This is a genomic window from Microbacterium sp. Y832 (assembly GCF_057669765.1).
In genome coordinates, this window is the sequence record NZ_JBYHFM010000002.1 from 239,752 (window position 1) to 262,963 (window position 23,212).

Consider the following 23,212-nt stretch of genomic DNA (forward strand, 5'->3'; position numbering starts at 1 on the left):
TCTGCGCGTGGCGATGACCGGATTCTGTCACGAACGCAGAAGATCGCGCAAAGTTCACAGCGACATTCGCATGGCGTGCCCCGAAAGTTCACCCAAAGTGGATGCCACGACACACCGCCCGGCTTTCGCACAACGAACCGCCATCCGTCCCCCACCTTCCACGTTCCGCACAGAGAGGCCAGGACCCATGACACCTGCGACCGCGACGCCGATGCGCACCCACACCGCTGCGATCCCCGCCCACACCCACGAACCGCAGATCGAGATCCTCGGCGCGGTCCGCCCGCGCTACGACGAGATCCTCACCCCCGAGGCGATCGCCTTCCTCACCGAGCTGCACCTCCGCTTCAGCGGACGCCGCCACGACCGGCTGGCCGACCGCCTGCGCCGTCGGTTCGAGATCGGCAACGGACACGACCCACAGTTCCGCGATGACACGCGGCACATCCGTGAGGACACCGAGTGGCAGGTCGCCGGCGCAGGACCGGGCCTCGAGGACCGCCGCGTCGAGATCACCGGGCCGACCGACCCGAAGATGACGATCAACGCGCTGAACTCCGGCGCGAAGGTCTGGCTCGCCGACCAGGAGGACGCCACCAGCCCGACGTGGCGCAACGTGATCGAGGGTCAGCTGTCGCTGCGCGACGCGATTCGCGGCGAGCTGTCGTTCACGAGCCCCGAGGGCAAGGTCTACGAGGTCACCGCCGAGCAGACACCCACCATCGTGATGCGTCCGCGCGGCTGGCATCTCACCGAGAAGCACATCTCGTTCACCGACCGCACCGGCCGTGCCCTGGCGGCGTCGGGGTCGCTCGTCGACTTCGGACTGTACTTCTTCCACAACGCCCAGGCCCTCATCGACAGCGGCCGGGGCCCCTACTTCTACATCGCCAAGCTCGAGTCGAGCGAAGAGGCGAAGCTGTGGGACGACGTGTTCACCTTCAGCGAGCAGTACATGGGCATCGCGCACGGCACGATCCGTGCGACGGTGCTGATCGAGACGCTGCCGGCTGCGTTCGAGATGGAGGAGATCCTCTTCGAGCTGCGCGATCACATCGCGGGGCTCAACGCGGGTCGATGGGACTACATCTTCTCGATGATCAAGAACTACCGCGGTCGCGGAGCGCGATTCGTCCTCCCCGACCGCAGCCAGGTCACGATGACGGTGCCGTTCATGCGGGCATACACCGAGCTGCTGGTGAAGACCTGCCACCAGCGCGGAGCATTCGCGATCGGCGGCATGAGCGCGTTCATCCCGAACCGCCGCGACCCGGAGGTGACGGCGCAGGCGTTCGAGAAGGTCTCCGCCGACAAGAAGCGCGAGGCCGGCGACGGCTTCGACGGCACCTGGGTGGCCCACCCCGACCTGATTCCCGTCGCGATGGCCGAGTTCGATGCCGTGCTCGGCGACCGCCCCAACCAGGTCGACCGCCGGCGCGACGACGTCGAGGTGCGTGCGAGCGACCTGATCGACGTGCACATCGGCCGGCCGGTCACGGCGGCGGGCGTGTACGGCAACGTCTCTGTCGCCATCCGCTATCTCGAAGCATGGCTGCGCGGCCTCGGCGCCGTCGCGATCGACAACCTGATGGAGGATGCCGCCACCGCCGAGATCTCACGCTCACAGGTGTGGCAGTGGATCCACCAGGACCGCACGACCGATGACGGCACGCCGATCACGCGCGAATACATCGAGGGCCTCATCACGCGGGTGCTGGGCGAGGTCGACCGACGCGACGGGGACCGCTTCGACGACGCCGCAGCGATCTTCCGCGAGGTCGCTCTCGGCATCGACTTCCCGGCTTTCCTCACGCTCCCCGCGTACGCGAAGTACCTCAGCGACAGCGAGTGAACCGCTTCCTTCGGCTCCTTCGAGCCCTCGGCACAGAGACCAAGGATTGACATGACCGCTTATAGGAACGACATCGCCGCCATCCAGGCGCTGAAAGACCAGAACGGGCCCAGCTGGGATGCCGTCAACCCCGAGTACGTCGCCCGCATGCGCGCGCAGAACCGGTTCAAGACGGGCCTCGACATCGCGCAGTACACGGCCGATATCATGCGGAGGGACATGGCCGAGTACGACGCCGATGCGTCGCTCTACACCCAGTCCCTCGGCGTCTGGCACGGCTTCATCGGGCAGCAGAAGCTCATCTCGATCAAGAAGCACCTGAAGACCACGAACAAGCGCTACCTCTACCTGTCGGGCTGGATGGTCGCGGCGCTCCGGTCGGAGTTCGGGCCTCTCCCCGACCAGTCGATGCACGAGAAGACCTCTGTGCCGGCGCTCATCGAGGAGCTCTATACCTTCCTCCGCCAAGCCGATGCCCGCGAACTCGACCTGCTCTTCACGAGGCTCGACGAAGCCCGCGTCGCCGGGGACGAGACCGCGACGGAGTTCATCCAGTCGCAGATCGACAACTACGAGACCCACGTCGTGCCGATCATCGCCGACATCGACGCCGGCTTCGGCAACCCCGAGGCGACCTACCTGCTGGCGAAGAAGATGATCGAGGCGGGCGCCTGTGCCATCCAGATCGAGAATCAGGTGTCGGACGAGAAGCAGTGCGGCCACCAGGACGGCAAGGTCACCGTGCCGCACGACGACTTCATCGCGAAGCTCAACGCCGTGCGCTACGCGTTTCTCGAGCTCGGTATCGACAACGGCGTCATCGTCGCCCGCACCGACTCGCTCGGCGCGGGTCTCACCCAGAAGCTCGCCGTCTCGCACGCGCCGGGCGATCTCGGCGACCAGTACAACGCGTTCCTCGATGTCGAAGAGATCGCCGCCGACGACCTCGGCGACGGCGACGTCGTCATCAAGCGCGACGGCACGCTGCTGCGCCCGAAGCGCCTCGCCAGCAACCTGTACCAGTTCCGCTCCGGCACGGGAGAGGCGCGGTGCGTGCTGGATTGCATCACGTCGATCCAGCACGGCGCCGACCTGCTGTGGATCGAGACCGAGAAGCCTCACGTCGATCAGATCGGCGCGATGGTCGATGAGATCCGCAAGGTGATCCCGAACGCGAAGCTCGTCTACAACAACAGCCCGTCGTTCAACTGGACGCTCAACTTCCGCCAGCAGGCATACGACCAGCTCGTGGAGCAGGGCGCCAACGTTTCCGCGTACGACCGCGCCGACCTCATGAACGTCTCGTACGACGACACCGAGCTCGCCCGCCTCGCCGACGACAAGATCCGCACCTTCCAGAAGGACGGCTCGGCCCGCGCCGGCATCTTCCACCACCTCATCACGCTGCCGACCTACCACACGGCCGCCCTGTCGACCGATGACCTGGCGAAGGGCTACTTCGGCGACGAGGGCATGCTCGCCTACGTGAAGGGGGTGCAGCGGCGCGAGATCCGCGAGGGCATCGCCACCGTCAAGCACCAGAACATGGCCGGCAGCGACATCGGCGACAACCACAAGGAGTACTTCGCCGGAGACGCGGCCCTCAAAGCCGGCGGCACGAACAACACGATGAACCAGTTCGGCTGAACTGATCGCTGACGAAGGCCCGGGTCCGCGAGATCCGGGCCTTCGTCGTGTCGGGATGCCGCGGTCGAAATTCATCTCCCGGTGGGAATACCGGCCGACTACGCTCGTAGGCGTGACCGAACGCGCTCCCCTGTCCCGCAAGCTCACCGCCATCGCCGAGTCGGCGACCCTCAAGGTCGACGCCAAGGCCAAGAGCCTCCAGGCCGCCGGACGGCCCGTGATCTCATACGCCGCCGGCGAGCCCGACTTCTCGACGCCGTCGTTCGTCGTGGAAGCCGCCGAGAACGCACTGCAGGATCCCGCGAACTACCGGTACACCCCGGCGGTGGGCCTTCCCGTTCTGCGCGAAGCCATCGCGGGAAAGACCCTGCGCGACTCGGGCCTCGAGGTCTCCCCGTCGCAGGTCGTCGTCACCAACGGCGGCAAGCAGGCGGTCTACCAGGCTTTCCAGGCGGTCGTGAACCAGGGCGACGAGGTGCTGCTGCCGGCGCCGTACTGGACGACGTACCCCGAAGTGATCGCTCTCGCCGGGGGCACCCCGGTCGAGGTCTTCGCGGGGGCCGACCAGGAGTACAAGGTCACCGTCGAGCAGCTTGAAGCGGCCCGCACCGACAAGACGACAGCGCTCGTGTTCGTCTCGCCGTCCAACCCGACCGGCTCGGTCTACACGGCAGAAGAGACCAAGGCGATCGCCGAGTGGGCGCTCGAGCACGGCATCTGGATCATCGCAGACGAGATCTATCAGAACCTCGTCTACGAGGGCGTCCGCGCCGTCTCGGTCGTCGAGGCCGTGCCCGAGGTCGCCGGTCAGACGATCCTCGTCAACGGCGTCGCGAAGACCTACGCGATGACCGGCTGGCGCGTGGGCTGGATGGTCGGCCCCGCCGACGCCATCAAGCTCGCTGCGAACCTGCAGTCACACCTCTCGTCGAACGTCAACAACATCGCGCAGCGTGCGGCGCTCGCCGCCCTGACGGGTCCGCAGACCGAGGCAGAGGAATTCCGCCTCGCCTTCGATCGGCGCCGCAAGCTCATCGTGTCCGAACTCGCCGCGATCGACGGTGTCACGGTGCCGACCCCACTCGGGGCGTTCTACGTCTACCCCGACGTGCGCGGTCTGCTGGGCCGTGAGTGGCGCGGCACGCGCATCGACACGACGCTCGAGCTCGCCGATTTCATCCTCGAGCAGGCCGAGGTCGCCGTCGTGCCCGGCGAGGCATTCGGCCCGTCCGGCTATCTGCGACTGTCGTACGCTCTCGGCGACGACGCGCTCCTCGAGGGCGTGCGGCGCCTGCAGGACCTCTTCAGCGAATAGTCACGCCGCTCCGCCACCTTCCCGTCCACGGTCCAGAGGAGCACGGCATGACCTCCGATGTCTGCGCCCTCACCCGCGTGCGCCGCGCGAGCCTGCTCATCACTGCCACGCTGCTTCTCGCGGGGTGCATGGGCGCCGGTGCGTCGCCGACATCGACCTATACGGATGCCGCGGGCCAGTCGATCGTCATCGACTGGGCGGACTATCCCGCCCATGCCGGGATCGACGGCGAAGCCCTGCTCGGCGCTCCCGATCAGGCCGAACTCGAACAGCCCGCCCGAGAGCTCGTCGAGCGGATCCGCACGGCCGTCGAGGCGGAGTCGGGCATCGCCCTCGCAGCGGGCGAGCCCGAGCGGTCCTGGTTCGGCGACGACCAGTGGCACCCGCAGGCCGGCAACGGCTACGGCGGGGACTCGATGCTGACCACGGTCAACTGCTGCGAACTGCAGTCCGACACGGTCCCGCCGCGCGCCCAGTGGGATGCCGTCATCGCCGCGGCGAGCCGCGCGGCCTCCGACGCGGGCGTGGGCGAGTTCACCCGCGACGGCGATCCAGCCGACGCGGAGTACCGCGACAGGTACTGCACGGCTCCCGACGGCGAATGCTGGCACGTCTCGGCAACCCTCTTCGACGGGTATCAGTGGCTCTTTCTCACGATCCAGGACACGTCGCTGGATCCTTCGGGGCACGCCCTACGCGAGGCTGAGGAGTTCGGCTGGCCGCTGGCCAGCATCGCCATCGGGTACGGCGCGACGGTCGTCCGCGCGGGCGACTCGGCCGCCTACGCGCGGGAGATCAAGCCGTTCCTCGGTCTCGAACGCCCCGACGGGACGACGTCAGACTGACTCAGGCGCTCGCACCATCGCGGTGCGCGGCATCCATCTCGGCCGACTGCAGCTGCAGGATCGCGAGCGCTTCGTGTACGGCCCCGGTGCTCGTGTCGATGTCGCCGAAGTGGTGCAGGAAGCCGTTCGAGTCGCGGACGGAGACCGTGACGAGCGCACGCCCGTGGCGTGGGAGAGCCTTCGATTTCGTTGAGCGCGCGGCCATGTTCGCGGTTCCTTCCGTGCTCTGCGAACATATCGGCAGCCAGGCCGAGCGCCGCGGAAACACGCCGGTCGGGAAGGGTCAGAGCTCGACGCCGATGAGCACGGGCTCGGGCTGCAGCAGGAGCCCGAACTCGGACTGCACGCGGGCTTGGATGAAGCGCGCGAGCTGCGCGAGCTCGGCCGCTGTCGCCCCGCCCCGATTCGTCAGCGCGAGCGCGTGCTTGCTCGACAGCGCCGCGCGCGACCTGCCGATGCGGTAGCCCTTGCCCAAGCCCGCGTTCTCGATCAGCCAGGCGGCGCTCACCTTGACCTCGGACTCCCGCGCGGCCGGCGGCGGCACGTATCCGTCGAAACTCGCCAGCGGAATGACCAGCACCGAGTCGAGGTCGGGTGTCATCTCCCAGCGCGGGCATTCCGGCGGCAGCGTGCGCGCGACCGAGGCCGACACGATTGCGTTCTGGAAGAACGAACCCGCGCTGTGCGTGTCGGGGTCGGCGTCGGCGAGCACCATGCCCTTGCGTGCGCGTGTGGCCAGCACGTGGTCGCGGATCCAGGCGAGGGAGACTGCCTGACCCTCGTCGAGACCGAGGGCCGAGCGCAGCTGCGCCCCCGGGATGGGGCGTTCCGCAGACCCGACCTCGGCCAGCTCCAGCGTCACCGAGAGGATGACCGCAGAGCGAGCGGGAACCGAGCCGTAGTGCTTCTTCAGCACCGATGTCCGAAACCCGAGGCCGAGATCGGCGGCGGGAACGGTCCGCACCTCGCCGTCGGCCTCGTCGATGAGGTCGACCTCGACGAGCGTCTGCACGATCTCCTGGCCGTACGCGCCGATGTTCTGCACGGGCGCCGCGCCGACCGTGCCGGGGATCCCCGACATCGCCTCGATCCCGGCGAGACCGTGCTCGACGGCATACGCGACGAGGGCGTCCCAGTCGTGCCCTGCCTGCACCCGCAGTCGCACGTGACCCGGGCGCGGCGACGGCAGCTGTTCGATGCCTCGAGTGCGCACGCGCACCACCGTGCCCTCGATCGGCTCGTCGCCGACGAACATGTTCGATCCCCCGCCGAGCACGAGCCAGGGCTCATCGTGCGCCCATAGTTCGCGCAGGGCCGAGACGAGCTCGTCGGTCGTGTCGGCGTCGATCATGCGCTCGGGCGCTCCACCGGTGCGCAGCGTCGTGAGCTGCGCCAGGGGTATGGGGGTGATCTCGGGCATGGCGTCAGGCGAGGCGCACGCGCACCTGCGCCTTGCCCAGAACGGTCGTCCCGGCGTGCGTCACGGTGAGGTCGATACGCGCGGTCTCGTCGTCGACGGCGCCGATCTTGGCGACGATCGTGAGGTCGGCCCCCGTCTCGGGATCGACCACGACGGGTCGTGTGAAGCGCACGCCGTAGTCGAGGATGCGGCCGGGGTCGCCGAGCCAGCCCGTGATCGTCTGCACGGCGATGCCCATCGTGAGCATGCCGTGTGCGAGCACGCCCGGAAGACCCACAGAGGCGGCCACGTCGTCACGGTAGTGGATGGGGTTGAAGTCTCCGGATGCCCCCGCATAGCGCACGAGAGATTCACGGGTCAGGTGCACCGAGCGCTCGGCGATGACGTCGCCCACGATCAGCGCGCTCACGCGTCGCCCCCCACCAGCAGCACGGATGTGGCCGTCACGACATGGGCTCCGTCGGCATCGGTGATGGTCGCATCGCTCGTGACCATGGCGTTGCCACCGAGGGTGCGGATGCCGGTGATCGCGAGCTGCGCCGTCAGCTCATCGCCCGCGACGATGGGCCGCGTGTACGCGAACCGCTGCTCGGCGTGCAGGACGCGCGACAGCTCGATGCCCGAGTCGGGCTCGGCGAGCAGCTGCTGCAGCGTGAGGTCCTGCACGACCATGGCGAACGTGGTCGGCGCGATGACGTCCGAGTACCCGAGGGCCCGCGCGGCGTCCGGATCGACATACGGCGCGTCGTCGGCGAAGACCGCGCGCGCGAACTCGCGCACCTTCTCACGGCCCACGAGATACGGAGGGGTCGGAGGGAACTCTCGACCGACGAGCTCGGGGTTCACTGGCACCATCACATCCTACCGAGCGGGTCGCTCAGCCCCGGCGACCGCGGATCGCCTTGACCGCCATCTGCACGGCGATCACGGTGAGGAAGGCCGCGAACAGGAGGTTCGCCGTGAGCGGGTCGATGATCGTGGCGAGCCACGCGCCCAGTGCCGTGGTCGTGCACGCTGCCCCGCCCACGAGCAGCGCCGCGACGAGGTCGACGTTGGATCGGCGGATGTTGCCGATCGTGCCCGACAGGGCGGTCGGAATCATCATGAGCAGCGACGTGCCCTTCGCTACGAGGTCGCTCGCCCCGAACAGCAGCATCAGCACGGGTACGACGATGACACCGCCGCCGACTCCCAGCAGTCCCGCGAGCACGCCCGTGATGAGGCCCAGTGCGACGAGGCCGAGCACCGTGACGACGGTGATCGGCAGACCCGCATCTCTCGAGGGGATGACGAGGAACAGGCCCACGATGACGACCGCGAGGAATCCCACGAAACCCCAGCGCAGCACGGTCACGGGCATCCGCGGCAGCAGCCAGGTGCCGATCTGGGCGCCGATGACGGCGCCGACGGCGAGGATGAGCGCCGGGATCCACGCGACCGAATCGCTCACCGCGTACGACACGACCCCCACGGCAGCGGTCGGCACGATCGCACCGAGCGATGTTCCGGCGGCGAGCCGCTGATTGAATCCGAGGATGAGGACGAGCAACGGAACGATGACCGTGCCGCCCCCGACCCCGAACAGTCCGGACAGGAGCCCCGACGCGAGGCCGATGCCGATACACGTCAGCACGTAGCGAAGGTCACGCGGGCGAGCCGCGGCATCCGACCTCATCCGATTCCGATTCCGCCCCCGACCGGAAGCGCCGTCGCGGCGCCCAGGAAGAGCAGCGGGATCGCCACGGCGAAGGCGATCACGACGGCGAGCAGCAGCACGCCGAGCACGACCCACACGATCCACGGCCCCGAGCGGCGGTCGCCGGTCGCGGCGCTGAACGCCCCCGATGTGTCGTCGTCGTCATCGGCGAGCCCGGCAAGCTCAGGGGGCAGAGCGTCGATCCCGTCGTCGCCTGGCGCAGAGTCGGGCACGGCGATATGCGGGGTCCAGCTCGAGCCGTCCCACCAGCGCATCGCGCCACGGCCGTCGTCGTACCAGCCCGGGGGCTTCGAGGTCATCCGGCCACGATACCCCTGCGCCCCGTCGCCGGACGGTCGCACACCCGGACTACGCGACGTTCGGACGCGCGTGGAAGGGCTTGCGGTGCGGGATGGGCGCGGGCTTCGTCGACGGATGGCGGTCGTCCACCGAGAAGATCGCGGTCGCCGTGCGGATGATGGCATCCCGCGTTTCGAACAGCTGGACGCCGTGCGCCCCCGCGATCCAGACCACCTCGTACCCCAGCGCGATGCGCTCCACGTAGGCGACGAGCTCACCGGCGTGGCGGTTATGGAGTCGCCACGCACCGTCTCCCGAGGGGACGAGATCGAAGACGGGCGCCGCAGTCATGATCGCTCCTGCTCTCCCGCACACGATGGCGAGTTCTTTCAAGGGTCGGTCGGGAAACCGGAAACAGCCAGGGGGTTGCGCCGGACGACCTGCGGCGCTAGTCACTCGGAGATAGCGGGCGGCGGACTCCTGCGCAACCGGGTCGACGATCCGGGCGCACCCCGCGAGGCTGAAACCGGAAAGGAGCACGACATGAACACCACTCCGGATGCACCGCAGGAGGACCTGCAGCCGCTCGGCGACCGCGACGGCTCGGTCGAGTCGGACCCCGCAGAGGACCCGGCCCAGGCTGAGTGGGAGGGCAGGAGAGCCGACGACGACGAACGGGCCGTCGATGACAGCGAGATCCCCGCGTCCGATCTTCCGGATGCCGCGGAACAGCCCGAGACGCAGGGCATGAGCCCGCTCCTGGCCGAACTCGGCGAAGAGGGCAACGGCGACCTCGCCCCCGAAGACCTCTGACTCAGGCGATGGCGGAGTCGCCCGGCGGTGAGACGCGCATCCACCGGAATCCGTAGGGGTCGAGCGCGAACTCGACCCTCCCCCGATCGTCGATCGTGAGATGGTCGGGTCCGAGCAGATCCCGCAGCACCGTACCGTCGTCGACTGTTCCGACATCGACGGTCACGCGCACGGGGACGGCGGTGAAGTTGTGCAGCGCGATCACGCGCCCGACCTCGGCCGTGACGGCGTGGACCATGACGCCGTCCGCGTCGTGGTCGAGGAACTCGAGTTCACCCCAGCCCAGTTCGACGCACGCGCGGTAGCGCGCGATGAGGGCCCGCACGAACATGAGCAGCGAGTCATCGTCGTTGCGCTGCTGACGGACGTTGACGTGCTCGGGTGCGTAGCCGTCGCCGGGGAGCGGGGCGGTGAGCCGGCTCGGCGCGGCATCCGAGAAACCGCCGTTCTTGCCGTCGGTCCACTGCATGGGGGTTCGCACCGACTCACGACCCGGCACGGCGGGATTCTCTCCCATGCCGATCTCTTCCCCGTAGAAGAGCACGGGTGTGCCCGGCAGCGAGAACATCAGGCTGTAAACCATCCGGATGCGCCGTGGATCGCCCGACAGCATGGGCGGCAGGCGTCGCGTGATCCCTCGCCCGTACACGCGCTGTGCGGGATCGGGCGCGAGCGCGGCGAACACCTCGTCGCGCTCGGACTCGGTGAGTTTGTCGAGGGTGAGTTCGTCGTGGTTGCGCACGAAGTTGGCCCACCCCGCCTCGGACGGAATCGCGGGGCGCGCCGAGAGGGACTCGATGAGAGGCGCGGGATCGTTGCGCACGAGCGACAGGTACAGCGACTGCATCGAGACGAAGTCGAACTGCAGGTCGAGCTCACCGCCCCGCTCGCCGCCGAAGAAGCGCAGCTGCTCATCGAAGGGAAGGTTCACTTCGCCCAGGAGCGCGGCATCACCCGCGCGACGCTGCAGGAACCGCTTCACATCGCGCAAGAACCCGTGCGGATCCGCGAGATCGGCGTCGCCGGGCACGTCGAGAAGGTGCGGCACGGCGTCGAGCCGGAAGCCCGAAACACCCAGCGCCAGCCAGAATCCGATGGTCTTGACGATCTCGTCGCGCACGCGCGGGTTGGCGATGTTGAGGTCGGGCTGATGCTTGTAGAACACGTGCTGGAAGTACTGCTCGGTGCGCTCGTCGTACTCCCACACGCTCGCCTCTTCACCGGGGAAGACCGTCTCCTGCTGCGTCGCGGGCGGTTCGTCACGCCAGATGTAGAAGTCCCGGTACGGCGAGGAGCGGCTGCGTCGCGCCGCGATGAACCACGGGTGACGATCGGAGGTGTGGTTCACGACGAGATCGACGATCACCCGGATGCCGCGGTCGTGGGCCGTTCGCAGCACCTCGACGAAGTCACCGTGGTTACCCAGCCGCGGATCGATGCCGTACAGGTCGCTGACGTCGTATCCGTCGTCGCGGCCCGGCGACGGGTAGAACGGCATGAGCCAGAGGCAGGTGATGCCGAGGTCGGCGAGATAGTCGATGCGCTGCGCGAGGCCGGCGAAGTCGCCCGTGCCGTCACCGTCGCTGTCCATGTAGGTCTCGACGTCGAGGCAGTAGATGACGGCGTGCTTCCACCACAGGTCGCTCGTGTCGCTGATCTTCACATCAGCCTCCTCAGCGCCGGGAGCAATTCGTCTTCGGCTCGGGAGAGGAAGTGCTCCTGGTCCTTCCCCACCCCGTGCAGGTAGACGCGGTCGAAACCGAGGGCGGCGTGCTGCAGGATGCGCGACGCCAGCTCGTCCGCATCGTCGGCGATGAGCACACCCGCCCGCAGATCGTCATCGCTCGGATCGACCGCCCGCGCGTCGAACTCCTCGGGCTGCTCGATGTCCCACAGCGAGTCGTCGATCACGCTGTGCCGCCACTGGTCGCGCGCCACGGCGAGCGCCTCGTCGATCGAATCCTCGAGCGAGACGTGCATCTGCAGGACGCGCGGGCCAGACCCGCCGGCATCCGCGAAGGCGGTGAGCACCTCGTCGAGGACGGCGGGCGACTGCGCGACCGTCGCCAGGCCGTCGGCCCATCCCGCGACCCACGCGGCGGTCTCGGCACTGACAGCGGCCCCGAAAAGGGGCGGCGGCTCGGCGGGGCGCGACCACACGCGCGCCCGGTGCACGTCGATGGCGCCCGTGCGCGAGACCTCCTCGCCCGACAAGAGGCGCCGGATGACATCGACGGATGCCGCGAGTCGCTCTTCTCGCTGAGGCTTCGGTGGCCAGGGGTCGCCCGTGACGTGCTCGTTGACGGCCTCGCCGCTGCCCAGCGCCGCCCAGAATCGACCCGGGAACATCTGCTCGAGCGTTGCGATGGCCTGTGCCGCGATGACGGGGTGGTAGCGCTGTCCGGGCGCCGTGACGACACCGAGCGAGAACCGCGTCGAGGCGAGCGCCGCGCCGAGCCAGCTGAAGGCATGCCCCGATTCCCCCTGCGCGAGTCCCCACGGCGCCAGGTGATCCGAGCACATCGCGCCGTCGAACCCGGCAGCCTCGGCGCGCACGACGGCGCTCAGCAGGGCACTCGGATCGACCTGTTCGTGAGATGCGTGGTACCCGATGAAAACCATGCCGGCGAGTCTTTCCCGCGTCGCGGCTGCGCGGCAAGGCCTTGCGCGCCGCCCCGCGGGCCGGGTACACCGGGGTCAGGAGACGACGGGTGGCCCGCTCAGCGCAAGGGGTCGAACGGGGCGATGGCGGGGTCGACGCGACCCGTCACGATCTGCTGGGCGAGCAGTTTGCCGGTCGCGGGACCGAGGACGATCCCCCACATGCCATGACCGCCCGCAACGAAGACGCCCGGCGCCCGGGTGGCGCCCACGAGGGGCAGCCCGTCGGGGGTGACGGGGCGCGAGCCGACCCACTCGTCGTGCCGGTCGTCGAGGTCCATACCGGTGAAGAGGGAGCGCGCCTGATTGACGATCGCCTGGATGCGTCGCGGCTGCGGAGCCTCATCGGGGCGGCGGAATTCCATCGTGCCCGCGATGCGGAAGCGGCCCTGGTAGGGCGTGCAGGCGATGCGCTGGAACGGCATGTACACGGGGTGATCGATGGGCTCGTCGGTGTCGACCGTGAACGAGTATCCGCGCCCCGCCTGCACGCGCACCTTGACCCCGAGAGGACGAGCGAGCTGGGGCATCCATGCGCCCGTCGCGACGACGACGGAGTCGGCGTCGAGTCGCTCGCCGTTCGCGAGGGTAACGCTCGGGCGTCCGGATGAGCCGACGGCCGTGACCGTGGCATCGGTGCGGATCATGCCCCCGCGTGCGCGGACGGCGTCGGCGAGCGCTTCGACGTAGGGGCCGGGCTCGAGGAATCGCTGCTCATCGAGGCGATAGGCGACCGTCACGGCGTCGGAGAGCTGGGGCACGAGGGCCCGGGGGTCGGAGAGTCGCTCGAATGGCACGTCCTGGCCGTGGCGGATGACCCCCTCGACCTCGCGCAGAAAGCCCTTCGAGTGCGGCTCGTCGGTGAAGCCGACGATGAAAGGGCCCTTCTTCGTCCAGGCGTCGACTCCCCCGTCGGCGAGCTCGTCGAACGCGGCGAGCGCCATCTTGTCGATGGGCGTGAGCGAGGCCATCGTGCGGTTCCACGCGCGCATCGTGCCGTTCGAGGCGAAGCGGGCGAGGAAGGACCACAGTCCGATGTCGGCCCGGAAGGGCACGTGCAGCGCCGCATCGGGGTCGAGCAGAGCCTTGGGACCGTACGTCCACAGACTGGGATCGGCGAGCGGGATGGTCTTGCCCGGGGTCAACCAGCCCGCGTTGCCCCACGAAGACCCGGCCGCAACGCCCGCACGGTCGAGCACCGTGACCTCGACGCCGTGCTCCTGCAGATGCCAGGCGGTCGCGAGACCCACCATCCCCGCACCGATGACGATCGAACGCGCCACAAGACCCTCCTCGATTGGGCTACCTGTCGATAAGTATGCAGAATCACGCGCCTTGCATGCATCCGCGGGCAGATTCCTTGTGTTCGGCGCTATATCCCGGAAGAATCCTTCTCAGATGACGGGGAGGGCTGATGCCGACAGAGGAATCTTCGCGGACGTTCGACGTCGACGACGTCGACCTGTCGCTCCTTCGCGAACTGGAGTGCAACGGCCGGATCTCGAACAGCGAACTCGCGGCTCGCGTGGGCATCGCCGAGTCGACCTGCCACAAGCGCGTACGCCGCCTCGTGGCATCCGGCGCGATCCGGGGCGTGCACGCCGACGTCGACCCCGCTGCGGCAGGCCTCGACCTCGAAGCGCTCATCGGCATCCGGCTGCACGCGCACGCACGCGGAGACCTGCGGCGGTTCCAGACCTATCTCGAGCGGCTGCCGGCGACGCGGCACGTCTACTTCGTCGCGGGCGACCTCGACTTTCTGCTGCACGTCGCCGTGCGCGACGCCGCCGCGATGCGAGAACTCGTCAGCGACACCCTGAGCCTGCGCGAAGAAGTGGCCGCGACGAACACGAGCCTCATCTTCGACCACGCGGCGGGCCGTCGCTAGCCGCACCGCACGAGTGCGCACGGTGCGCGATATCGTCGGCAGGAATCCATCACCCGAAGGAGTCCGCATGCTCGACGTCGCCGCCATCCGCGCACAGTTCCCCTCGCTCGCCTCGGGCATCGCCCACTTCGACGGGCCCGGCGGAACGCAGACCCCGAGCGTCGTCGGCGATGCCGTCGCGCGCACCCTGACGGGACCGCTGTCGAACCGGGGCACCAGCACGCGCAGCGAGCAGAACGCGGAAGATGCCGTCGCGGCCTTCCGCCAGGCGTTCGCCGACCTGCTCGGGGCGGCACCCGAGGGCATCGTCTACGGTCGCAGCGCGACACAGCTGACGTACGACTTCTCTCGGCACCTGGCCAAGGCCTGGGATCCGGGCCACCAGATCGTCGTGACCGAACTGGATCACGATTCCAACGTGCGCCCGTGGGTACAGGCCGCTGCGCGGGCGGGCGTGACGGTGAAGTGGCTCGAACTCGATCCTGCGACGGGCGACCTGCGCCTCGACGACCTCGATGAGGTGATCAACCCGCTCACGCGCCTCGTGGCCGTCACGGGCGCTTCGAACCTCATCGGCACGAAGCCGCAGATCGCGCGGATCGCGCAGCGCGCGCACGAAGTCGGCGCACTCGTGTACGTCGACGGCGTGCACTACACCGCGCACTCCCTGGTCGATATGCAGGCGCTCGGGGCCGATCTCTTCGTGTGCTCGCCGTACAAGTTCTTCGGTCCGCACTGCGCGGCGCTCGCGGCCTCCCCCGACCTGCTCGATCAACTCAGCCCCGACAAGCTGCTGCCTTCGACCGACACCGTGCCCGAGCGCTTCGAGTTCGGCACGCTGCCGTACGAGCTCATGGCCGGCGCCACGGCCGCGGTCGACTTCATGGCGAGCCTCGCTCCCGCCGAGGGCGCGCGCCGCGAACGGCTCGCCGCCGCCGCACAGCTGACCCACGAGCACGAGATGCGACTGCGGCACCGGGTCGAAGACGCACTCGCCGCGCACGGCGACCGTCTGGTCGTGCACTCGGTCGCCGCCGATCGCACACCGACGCTGTTCTTCACGTTCAACGATCGGGATGCCGCCGAAGCAGGCCGCTTCCTCGCGTCGCGCGACATCGCCGCCCCGGCGGGGAGCTTCTACGCGCACGAGCCCTTCCGTGCGCTGAACACGGGCAAAGAGGCGGGCGTGCGCGTCGGCCTCGCGCCCTACAACGACGACGCCGAGATCGACCGGCTCATCGAGGCGCTCGGCGACTTCCTGCGCTGACCGCCCCGAGCGTCCGCGAGGTCAGGCTTCGACGGGCACCGCGGGCTTGCGCACGAACACCGCGAGGACGACTGCGGCAGAGGCGATGAGGGCGCCGATGAGGAAGGCGCTGTGCACACCCGCTGCGGTGGATGCCACGGCACCGGCGCCGTCCTGGGCTGCAGCCGCCGCCGACACGGCCATCAGGGTGATGAACAGCGCCGTGCCGGCTGCACCGGCCACCTGCTGCATCGTGCCGACGATCGCGCTGCCGTGCGGGTAGAGCGATCGCGGCAGCGACCCGAGGGCCGAGGTCAGCAGCGGGGTGAACACGAAGCCGAGACCGAGGTTGAGGGCCATGTGCACCGCGACGATCCAGGCGATCGAGGCCTGTGCGTCGAATGTCGTCATGCCCCACAGGGCAGCCGCCGCGACGATCATGCCGGGCAGCACGAGCGGCCTCGGGCCGAACCGGTCGAAGAGCGACCCGACGATGGGAGCGATGACACCCATCGTGATACCGCCGGGCAGCAGCATGAGCCCGACCGTGAGGGTGTCGAGCCCGAGCACCTGCTGCAGGTAGATCGGCAACAGGATGAGCGAGCCGAAGAGGGCTCCCATCACGATGACGACCAGCGCGATCGCCAGCGAGAACGACCGCGACATGAACGTCCGCAGGTCAAGCAGCGCAGCATCCGTCTTCTGCAGCTGCACCTGACGCAGCACGAACAGCACGAGCGAGGCAGCACCGACGGCGAGCGGGATCCACACGGGCACGGGGGTGCGTCCTGACGCGGCTTCGCCGATCGAGCTCAGACCGTAGATGAGGCCGCCGAAACCGAAGGCCGACAGCACGAGCGAGAGCACGTCGAACCGCGCGTCGCGCGTCGCGGTGACGTTGCGCACCCAGAGGGCGCCGAGAAGGAGCGCGAGAAGGGCGATCGGCAGCACGATCCAGAACATCCAGCGCCAGTCCAGCGACGACAGGATGATCCCCGACACGGTCGGGCCGACGGCGGGAGCGACCGCGATGACGATGGAGATGACGCCCATCATGCGTCCGCGGTGCGTGGCGGGTACGACGTTGAGCACGGTCGTGAACAGCAACGGCATCATGATCGCCGTGCCGGATGCCTGCACGATGCGTCCGGCGAGCAGCAGGTCGAATCCCGGTGCGACCGCACAGATGAGGGTGCCCGCTGAGAAGAGCGTCATCGCGGCGAAGAAGATGTTCCGCAGCGGAAAGCGCTCGAGCAGATACCCGGTGAGGGGGATCACGACGGCCATCGTGAGCAGGAATCCGGTCGTCAGCCACTGTGCTGTGCTGGCCGTGATGTCGAGGTCGACCATGAGGCGGGGCAGAGCGACACTCATGATGGTCTCGTTGAGGATCACGACGAACGCCGAGGCCACCAACAGCGCGATCACAGGGCCGGTGCGCGGCGCGGGGGCCGATGTGCCGACGGGTGCCGTGGACGGTTGCTTCTCGAGGGTCACGAGGCTCTTTTCGGGTGGTGACGGAGGACGCACCGCGCAAACGGGCGAAGAACGAGCTTACGCGAGCGACGCCTGGACGAAGGCCACTCGCCCGCTTCGGCGTCTGCCCTGCGGCTGGATAGTTTTGACCCGTGACTCCTCTTCCGCGCTACCCGGGCACGATCGCCGCACCGGTCGAGCACGAGCTGATCATCAAGAAGTCGCGCTTTCTGACGTACGCCTTCCCCCTCGTGGCCCCGGAGGACGCCGACGGGCTCATCGCTGCGACCCGCAAGCGGCATTGGGACGCGAACCACAACTGCCTCGCCCTCGTCACGGGGGTCTCCGGAGAGCACGGCCGCTCCTCAGACGACGGCGAACCGTCGGGCACAGCCGGCGCCCCGATCCTCGATGTGCTGCGCCGACGGGACCTCACCGATGTCCTCGTGATCGTGACGCGCTATTTCGGCGGAGTGAAGCTCGGCGCCGGCGGGCTCGTGCGTGCCTACTCGTCGGCGGCCTCCGAGGCGCTGGACCGTGCGTCGCTGGTGCGGCGCGAAGTGCTGACGCAGGCCACGCTCGCCGTCGGCCACGCCGACGCCGGCCGGATCGATCACCTGCTTCGTGACTGGGCCGCGCGACACGACGCCCGCCTCGGCGACACGGACTACGCGCACGAGACGACCTTCGAGATCTGGGTGGCGCCGCACCTCGTCGAGACCTTCACGGCGGACATCGCGGCGGCATCGGGCGGCGAGCTCGTGCCCCGCTACGGAACGCAGCGCATCGTCGATGTGCCCGCGTGACGGGATCCGTGGGACGCACCGGTCTCGGCGTTCGAGCGAAAGCAAAAACCCCCGATAAATCGGGGGTTTTCATCTGTAGCAGGAGCGGGGTTCGAACCCGCGACCTCACGATTATGAGTCGTGCGCTCTCACCAACTGAGCTACCCTGCCGCGTGCATCCGATCGTCGCCGAGAGGATGTTGCGAGCCCCGAGTCAGGATTGAACTGACGACCCCTTCCTTACCATGGAAGTGCTCTGCCACTGAGCTATCGGGGCGTGCCACCCGTCACCGGGCAACTAGACGAGAATACCAGAGCCGAGGCATCCGTCTGAATCGTGATCAGCCTCCCGCGTGCTCGCGCAGCCAGGGAAGCGGATCGATGTGCGTCGTTCCGTTGAGAAGCAGTTCGAAGTGCAGGTGCGCCCCGAACGAACGGCCGGTGTTTCCGGTGCGGCCGATAACGGTTCCGACCTCGACTTTCTGGCCCGGAACGACCTGAATCGAGTCGACGATCATGTGCGCGTAGTGGCTCGAGATCATCTGGCCGTCGATCTCGTGATCGATCACGACATGCACGCCGTATCCGCCACCCGCGTTAGAAGCGACGCGCACTGTGCCGTCGGCGATCGCCTGGATCGGCGCTCCGGCGCCGGGGGTGAAGTCGACACCCTGGTGCATGCTGCCCGAGCGGGGACCGTAGCCGTAGCTGATCGGCACGCCAACGGCGAAGGGCCACTGGATGGCCGAGTTGGCGTCGTTGACGAAGAAGTCCGAGATGTTCTTGATGCCGGACTGGTACGCCAGTTCAGCCATCGTGATCGTCGAGTAGCTCTCTTCGCGGGTCACGTCGGCGTGCAGCACACTCGACGGGGCGACGTAGGCCTGGATCTCGGTGGCGGGCTCGTCTTCGGCCGGCTCGGCCGGAGTGCGCACCGACATCGCCGCGGCGCTGCTGCCACCGGCCGCGATGACGGCTTCGGCCGGGGTCGTGAGTCCGATCGTGAGCAGTCCGACGACGCCCATGACGCCTGCCGAGAACGACGTCGCGGCGACGCGCGAGAGGACGGCGCGGCGGCGGCGTGCGCCGCGGGGCGCCGCGTGCGTGGCACCGGGCTCGGCCTCGGCGGGCTCGGGCTCGGGCTCGGGCTCGGGCTCGTCGACGGTCATCACCGGGGTCTCACCCGTGAACGAGAAGAGCCGCGCGGCGATTTCGAACTCGTCATCGGCTGCGGTCTCGACCCGCTCATCGAGCGGAGGGACCTCGTCGACCTCGTCCTCAGCGACGGGCGGCTCGATGAGCTCGAAGACGTCGGATACGACAGTGGCCCGAGTGGCGCGCAGCGCGCGCCGAGAGAGGGGCGCGGCCTGATCGACGTCGGTGCCGGGGGTGGCGACATCCGTCGCCGCGGTCGACACGCTCCACACCAGCGCGGCTGCTACCGAACGGCGCTGAGCCTCATCGCGTGGGTCCGCCGCGGTCGCTTCGGCCGTGGGGCCGGACGTCAACGTGGAGCGGTTCGACCGGCGCGTGGACGCAGGCAGAGCCAAGGGCGTGTCGGGCTGCAACAGAGTCGGGGACTTTCGGATCGTGTCGCCTCGGGTAAGGCGGCGGAACGGGCTTCATGCACCCCCGCCCGCGAACGCGCGAAGGTAACGATCGGGTAAACACTACCCCCCGCCGCCTGGGAATGCCATGGACGGGTTTGCCGCTCACCCCCGCGCGCGCTCGAGAAGAGGCCCGAACAGCCCCGGTCCGGCCGCGACGAACAGGTGCCGATCGAACGGATCGACATCGTCGTATCCGCCCACGAGGCCCCCGGCCTCCTGCACGAGAAGCGCGCCGGCGGCGTGGTCCCATGGCTGCAGTCCGCGCTCGAAATAGCCGTCGTAGCGACCGGCGGCGACATAGGCGAAGTCGAGCGACGCAGCCCCCGCACGGCGCAGGTCGCGGGCGATCGGCATGACGCGGTCCACCCGCGCGAGGTCCCCGACGTGCGTTTCGGGGTTGTAGCCGAAACCGGTGGCGAGAAGTGCTCCTGCGGAGGGCGGGTCGGCGACGACCGCGAGTCGCACGTCGCCAAGCCACGCCCCCTCTCCCCGCGCGGCGCGGAAGAGCTCGCGACCGGCCGGGTTGTAGACGACGCCGGCGAGGGCGCTCCACGAGGCGGGGTCGGGTTCGCCCTGGACCGCGGCGATGCTGACGGCGTAGGTCGGCACGCCATAGGCGTAGTTGACCGTGCCGTCGATCGGATCGACGATCCAGGTGATCCCCGACGTGCCGGACTCGACGCCCGACTCCTCTCCGAAGAACCCGTCGTCGGGCCGGGCTTCGGCCAGGCGACGCCGAATGAGCGCCTCGACTTCGCGGTCGGCGTGGGTGACGATGTCGGCGAGCGCCGACTTCGTCGCGGCGATCGCGACCCCTTCACTACGGCGGAGTCGAGCAAGCTCCCCCGCCTCCTGGGCGATCGCGATGGCGAGGTCTTGGAGTTCGATGACCGAGGGCATCCCTCCACGCTACCCGGCGCGTGCGGGCCGATAGCGTGGAGGGATGGCCGATGCAGTCCACTCCTTCACGCACGACGTCGCGATCGTCGGCGGGGGCCACAATGCCCTCGTCGCCGCCGCCTACCTCGCGCGGGCAGGTCACAGCGTCGTCGTCCTCGAGCGCCTGGAGGGTGTCGGCGGTGCCGCCGTCTCGGAACGCCCGTGGGCCGGGGTCGATGCCCGCCTGTCGCGCTACTCGTACCTGGTCAGCCTGCTGCCACCGCGCGTCATCGCCGACCTCGGCCTCTCGATCGAGCTGCGCCGGCGACGCTACTCGTCGTACACGCCGGTTCCCGACGACCCGGCACGCGGCATCCTGATCGACAACGGCGATGCCGGGGCGACCGTCGCATCGTTCCTGCGGGCCACGGGCGACGCCGTCGAGGCCGAACGCTACGGCGCCCTCATGAGCCGCATCGAACCCTTCGCCCGCAGGATCTTCCCGACCGTTCTCAAGCCGCTCGCCCGGCGTGCGGACGCCCGCCGCCTCATCAGCGACGACGATCTGTGGGCGGCGCTCGTCGACACCCCGCTCGGCACACTGCTGCGCGATTCGCTCCAGACCGACATCACCCGCGGCATCGCCCTGACCGACGCCCTGATCGGCACGTTCGCAAGCGCCGACGACGAGAGCCTCCGCCAGAACCGCTGCTTTCTGTACCACGTCATCGGCGGGGGCACGGGCGACTGGGACGTCCCGGTCGGCGGCATGGGGCGCGTCAGCGCTGAACTCGAGCGCGCGGCGCGCGACGCGGGCGCCGACATCCGCACGAACGCCGATGTCGTCTCCGTCTCGCCCGATGGCGAGGTCGACGTGGACATGAGCGGTGTGCGGCAGAGCCTGCGCGGCCGGCTCGTGCTGAGCGGCGTCGGCCCCGCCGTGCTCGACCGCCTGCTCGCCGCCGGCGGCGCCGAGCTGCTCCGCCCCGTTTCGCCCGCGCAGCCCGAGGGGGCGCAGATCAAAGTCAACATGCTGCTGCGCCGGCTGCCGCGACTGCGTGACGACTATGTCTCGCCCGAGGCCGCGTTCGCCGGCACGTTCCACATCAACGAGACGATGAGCCAGCTGGATGCCGCGCACACGGCAGCGCTGGGCGGACGCATCCCCCATCCTCTTCCCGCCGAGATCTACTGCCACTCCCTCACCGACCCGAGCATCCTGGGCGCCGAGCTGCGCGAATCGGGCGCACACACCCTGACGCTGTTCGGGCTGCAGGTGCCGCATCGCATCATCGACGACGCCGATCGCGACACCGCTCGGACCGAGCTTCTGGACGCCGCGACCCGCTCGCTCGACTCGGTGCTGGCCGAGCCGATCTCCGACCTCGTCTACGAAGCGCCCGACGGCACGCCGTGCGTCGAGGCCAAGACCACGGCCGATCTCGAGGATGCACTGGGCATGACCGGCGGCGACATCTTCCACGGGCCGCTGTCCTGGCCGTGGGCAGGCGATGACGAACCCCTTGACACGCCCGCGCAGCGCTGGGGCGTCGCGACGCCACACCCCGCCGTGCTGTTGTGCGGTTCGGGGGCGCGACGCGGCGGCGCCGTCAGCGGCATCGGCGGCCACAACGCCGCGATGGCCGCCCTGGAGCTTCTCGCGCGCTGACGACGGATGCCGCGGGCGTCAGCCGCGCGGAGGCAGCGGCGGGGGCGGCGGAAAGCCCTCGTAGCCGGCAGGCGGGGCCTGCGGCGCAGCGGGCTCGGGAGCCGGCGCGGGGTGTCCCACGATGTGCGCCCCCGGCGAGGGGTACCCCGAGTAGTAGGCACCCCAGTCGGGCTGCCCGTCGGGCATGATCGGCAGCGGCGTGACGCCGTCGATGAACGTCGGCCACGGCAGCTGCGGGGGCTGGCCCTGCGGCTGCTGCTCGCCGTACCCGGGCGCGGGCGGGAGCTGCGCGGGGTGGTGGGCCGGCGAGCCATAGACGTCGTGCGCGGGCGCCTTCTTGGGAGCGAAGAGCACGTTGACCAGCGGCACGAGCGCAGTGCCGACGGCGGCGAGGATCGCGACGGCCACGATGACGCGCCAGTACAGATCGGTGAAGGTGACGTACTCCCACAGCACGAGCGGTACCGACAGCAGCGCCGCGAGGCCGACCACGAGCGAGATGGTGATGACCGTGACGACCTGCGTGAAGCCCGTCACGTAGCGGCGGGATGCCTTCATATAGAGGCGGATGTGCAGCAGGGCGAGCTGCACGATGAGCACGATGACGAGGTACTGCACGAACCGGCCGATCCCCGAGTACGCGTAGCGCTCGGGCATCCAGATCATGACGGCGCCCACGAGCAGCAGCACGACCCAACCGACCATGCTGGAAAGCGCGAACCATGCGGGGCGGCGCTCGGCGAGGTGTGCGTCGAGGATCGCGACGCCGGCGAAGCCGACCAGCAGCAGGATCGTGAGGAACGCGCGCCCCACGATGCCGTTCTGCTCGCCGAGGAAGATCCACACGACGCACACGATCGCGGCGGCGATGAGTGCGCCGATGGCGACCCAGATCGCGGCGCGGAGAAGCGATGAAGGCGAACCGGAACGCGTCGGCTCTTCGGTCGGATACCCGGACACGGTCATCGTCGCTCCTGTCTTCTCACGGGCGGGGCCCGCCCCCATCCTGGCACGCACCACCCATCGGCGCGGTGGGGAGTTTCGCCCATCCCCCGCCCCGCGGCATCCGGATCGAAGAAGATCTGATGGGATGGACACACCGCATCGCGA

General features: G+C 69.1%; 23 protein-coding genes and 2 tRNA genes. 9 read left to right on the forward strand and 16 right to left on the reverse strand.

What is annotated here, in order from left to right:
* Positions 1-187 precede the first annotated feature (187 nt).
* The 4 genes from aceB (at position 188) to AC25YV_RS03930 (ending at position 5,659) form a co-directional block, all read left to right on the forward strand.
* A complete protein-coding gene (gene aceB, locus AC25YV_RS03915) occupies positions 188-1,852 on the forward strand; it encodes a malate synthase A (RefSeq protein WP_488122534.1) in 1,665 nt (554 codons plus the stop codon).
* A 51-nt stretch (positions 1,853-1,903) separates the two neighbouring features.
* A complete protein-coding gene (locus tag AC25YV_RS03920) occupies positions 1,904-3,499 on the forward strand; it encodes an isocitrate lyase (RefSeq protein ID WP_488122535.1) in 1,596 nt (531 codons plus the stop codon).
* 112 nt (positions 3,500-3,611) lie between these two features.
* Entirely contained in the window at positions 3,612-4,814 is a 1,203-nt protein-coding gene (locus AC25YV_RS03925; RefSeq protein WP_488122536.1) for a pyridoxal phosphate-dependent aminotransferase, read from the forward strand.
* A gap of 47 nt (positions 4,815-4,861) precedes the next feature.
* Positions 4,862-5,659 carry a hypothetical protein gene (locus AC25YV_RS03930; RefSeq protein ID WP_488122537.1) on the forward strand — a complete coding sequence of 266 codons (798 nt, stop codon included), beginning with the start codon at positions 4,862-4,864 and terminating at the stop codon, positions 5,657-5,659.
* Position 5,660: 1 nt separating this feature from the next.
* Here AC25YV_RS03930 and AC25YV_RS03935 read toward each other — a convergent pair whose 3' ends face one another.
* From AC25YV_RS03935 to AC25YV_RS03965, 7 genes are all read right to left on the reverse strand, one after another.
* Positions 5,661-5,864 (reverse strand): hypothetical protein, encoded by a 204-nt coding sequence (locus AC25YV_RS03935; protein ID WP_488122538.1) that lies wholly within the window; start codon positions 5,862-5,864, stop codon positions 5,661-5,663.
* A gap of 78 nt (positions 5,865-5,942) precedes the next feature.
* Positions 5,943-7,079: a UDP-N-acetylmuramate dehydrogenase gene (locus tag AC25YV_RS03940; protein ID WP_488122539.1), complete on the reverse strand. Its 1,137-nt coding sequence runs from the start codon at positions 7,077-7,079 to the stop codon at positions 5,943-5,945.
* 4 nt (positions 7,080-7,083) lie between these two features.
* Positions 7,084-7,488 (reverse strand): MaoC family dehydratase, encoded by a 405-nt coding sequence (locus AC25YV_RS03945; protein ID WP_488122540.1) that lies wholly within the window; start codon positions 7,486-7,488, stop codon positions 7,084-7,086.
* Complete coding sequence (locus AC25YV_RS03950; protein WP_488122541.1) at positions 7,485-7,931, reverse strand: FAS1-like dehydratase domain-containing protein; 447 nt, start codon at positions 7,929-7,931, stop codon at positions 7,485-7,487. The genes AC25YV_RS03945 and AC25YV_RS03950 overlap by 4 nt, the downstream gene beginning before the upstream one ends.
* A 25-nt stretch (positions 7,932-7,956) precedes the next feature.
* A complete protein-coding gene (locus AC25YV_RS03955; protein WP_488122542.1) occupies positions 7,957-8,754 on the reverse strand; it encodes a sulfite exporter TauE/SafE family protein in 798 nt (265 codons plus the stop codon).
* On the reverse strand, positions 8,751-9,095 hold the full coding sequence (locus AC25YV_RS03960; RefSeq protein ID WP_488122543.1) for a DUF2510 domain-containing protein: 345 nt from the start codon (positions 9,093-9,095) through the stop codon (positions 8,751-8,753). The genes AC25YV_RS03955 and AC25YV_RS03960 overlap by 4 nt, the downstream gene beginning before the upstream one ends.
* A 49-nt stretch (positions 9,096-9,144) precedes the next feature.
* Positions 9,145-9,426, reverse strand: coding sequence for a hypothetical protein (locus AC25YV_RS03965; RefSeq protein ID WP_488122544.1), 282 nt, complete (start codon positions 9,424-9,426; stop codon positions 9,145-9,147).
* Between the two features lie 192 nt (positions 9,427-9,618).
* On the opposite strand from AC25YV_RS03965, the gene AC25YV_RS03970 reads away from it, so the two are divergent.
* Positions 9,619-9,888 (forward strand): sugar ABC transporter ATPase, encoded by a 270-nt coding sequence (locus AC25YV_RS03970; RefSeq protein WP_488122545.1) that lies wholly within the window; start codon positions 9,619-9,621, stop codon positions 9,886-9,888.
* Between the two features lies 1 nt (position 9,889).
* Here AC25YV_RS03970 and AC25YV_RS03975 read toward each other — a convergent pair whose 3' ends face one another.
* The 3 genes from AC25YV_RS03975 to AC25YV_RS03985 form a co-directional block, all read right to left on the reverse strand.
* Entirely contained in the window at positions 9,890-11,551 is a 1,662-nt protein-coding gene (locus tag AC25YV_RS03975; protein WP_488122546.1) for an alpha-amylase family protein, read from the reverse strand.
* Positions 11,548-12,510, reverse strand: coding sequence for a TIGR03885 family FMN-dependent LLM class oxidoreductase (locus AC25YV_RS03980; RefSeq protein WP_488122547.1), 963 nt, complete (start codon positions 12,508-12,510; stop codon positions 11,548-11,550). Before AC25YV_RS03980 ends, AC25YV_RS03975 begins: the two co-directional genes overlap by 4 nt.
* A gap of 98 nt (positions 12,511-12,608) precedes the next feature.
* Positions 12,609-13,832, reverse strand: coding sequence for an NAD(P)/FAD-dependent oxidoreductase (locus AC25YV_RS03985; protein ID WP_488122548.1), 1,224 nt, complete (start codon positions 13,830-13,832; stop codon positions 12,609-12,611).
* 131 nt (positions 13,833-13,963) lie between these two features.
* On the opposite strand from AC25YV_RS03985, the gene AC25YV_RS03990 reads away from it, so the two are divergent.
* Together AC25YV_RS03990 and AC25YV_RS03995 are read left to right on the forward strand one after the other, a co-directional pair.
* Entirely contained in the window at positions 13,964-14,437 is a 474-nt protein-coding gene (locus tag AC25YV_RS03990; RefSeq protein WP_488122549.1) for an Lrp/AsnC family transcriptional regulator, read from the forward strand.
* Positions 14,438-14,504: 67 nt separating this feature from the next.
* Entirely contained in the window at positions 14,505-15,704 is a 1,200-nt protein-coding gene (locus AC25YV_RS03995) for a cysteine desulfurase-like protein (RefSeq protein ID WP_488122550.1), read from the forward strand.
* Between the two features lie 21 nt (positions 15,705-15,725).
* Here AC25YV_RS03995 and AC25YV_RS04000 read toward each other — a convergent pair whose 3' ends face one another.
* Positions 15,726-17,180 carry a DHA2 family efflux MFS transporter permease subunit gene (locus tag AC25YV_RS04000; protein WP_488122551.1) on the reverse strand — a complete coding sequence of 485 codons (1,455 nt, stop codon included), beginning with the start codon at positions 17,178-17,180 and terminating at the stop codon, positions 15,726-15,728.
* Positions 17,181-17,311: 131 nt separating this feature from the next.
* Between AC25YV_RS04000 and AC25YV_RS04005 the strand changes: the two genes are divergently transcribed.
* The gene (locus AC25YV_RS04005; RefSeq protein WP_488122552.1) at positions 17,312-17,965 is read left to right on the forward strand and encodes an IMPACT family protein; all 654 of its coding nucleotides are present in this window, start codon (positions 17,312-17,314) and stop codon (positions 17,963-17,965) included.
* A gap of 76 nt (positions 17,966-18,041) precedes the next feature.
* On the opposite strand, the gene AC25YV_RS04010 is transcribed toward AC25YV_RS04005, so the two are convergent.
* The 4 genes from AC25YV_RS04010 to AC25YV_RS04025 all read right to left on the reverse strand — a co-directional run bounded on the left by AC25YV_RS04010 (position 18,042) and on the right by AC25YV_RS04025 (position 20,454).
* Positions 18,042-18,115: transfer RNA gene (locus tag AC25YV_RS04010), tRNA-Met, on the reverse strand.
* A 34-nt stretch (positions 18,116-18,149) separates the two neighbouring features.
* Positions 18,150-18,221 (reverse strand) — tRNA-Thr (locus AC25YV_RS04015).
* A gap of 64 nt (positions 18,222-18,285) precedes the next feature.
* Positions 18,286-19,452: a M23 family metallopeptidase gene (locus AC25YV_RS04020; RefSeq protein ID WP_488122553.1), complete on the reverse strand. Its 1,167-nt coding sequence runs from the start codon at positions 19,450-19,452 to the stop codon at positions 18,286-18,288.
* Positions 19,453-19,656: 204 nt separating this feature from the next.
* The gene (locus tag AC25YV_RS04025) at positions 19,657-20,454 is read right to left on the reverse strand and encodes an inositol monophosphatase family protein (RefSeq protein ID WP_488122554.1); all 798 of its coding nucleotides are present in this window, start codon (positions 20,452-20,454) and stop codon (positions 19,657-19,659) included.
* Between the two features lie 43 nt (positions 20,455-20,497).
* Here AC25YV_RS04025 and AC25YV_RS04030 point away from each other — a divergent pair, with 43 nt between their 5' ends.
* Positions 20,498-22,102: a phytoene desaturase family protein gene (locus AC25YV_RS04030; protein WP_488122555.1), complete on the forward strand. Its 1,605-nt coding sequence runs from the start codon at positions 20,498-20,500 to the stop codon at positions 22,100-22,102.
* 18 nt (positions 22,103-22,120) lie between these two features.
* Here the strand turns inward: AC25YV_RS04030 and AC25YV_RS04035 are convergent, their stop codons facing one another.
* Entirely contained in the window at positions 22,121-23,068 is a 948-nt protein-coding gene (locus tag AC25YV_RS04035; RefSeq protein WP_488122556.1) for a hypothetical protein, read from the reverse strand.
* Between the last annotated feature and the right edge of the window lie 144 nt (positions 23,069-23,212).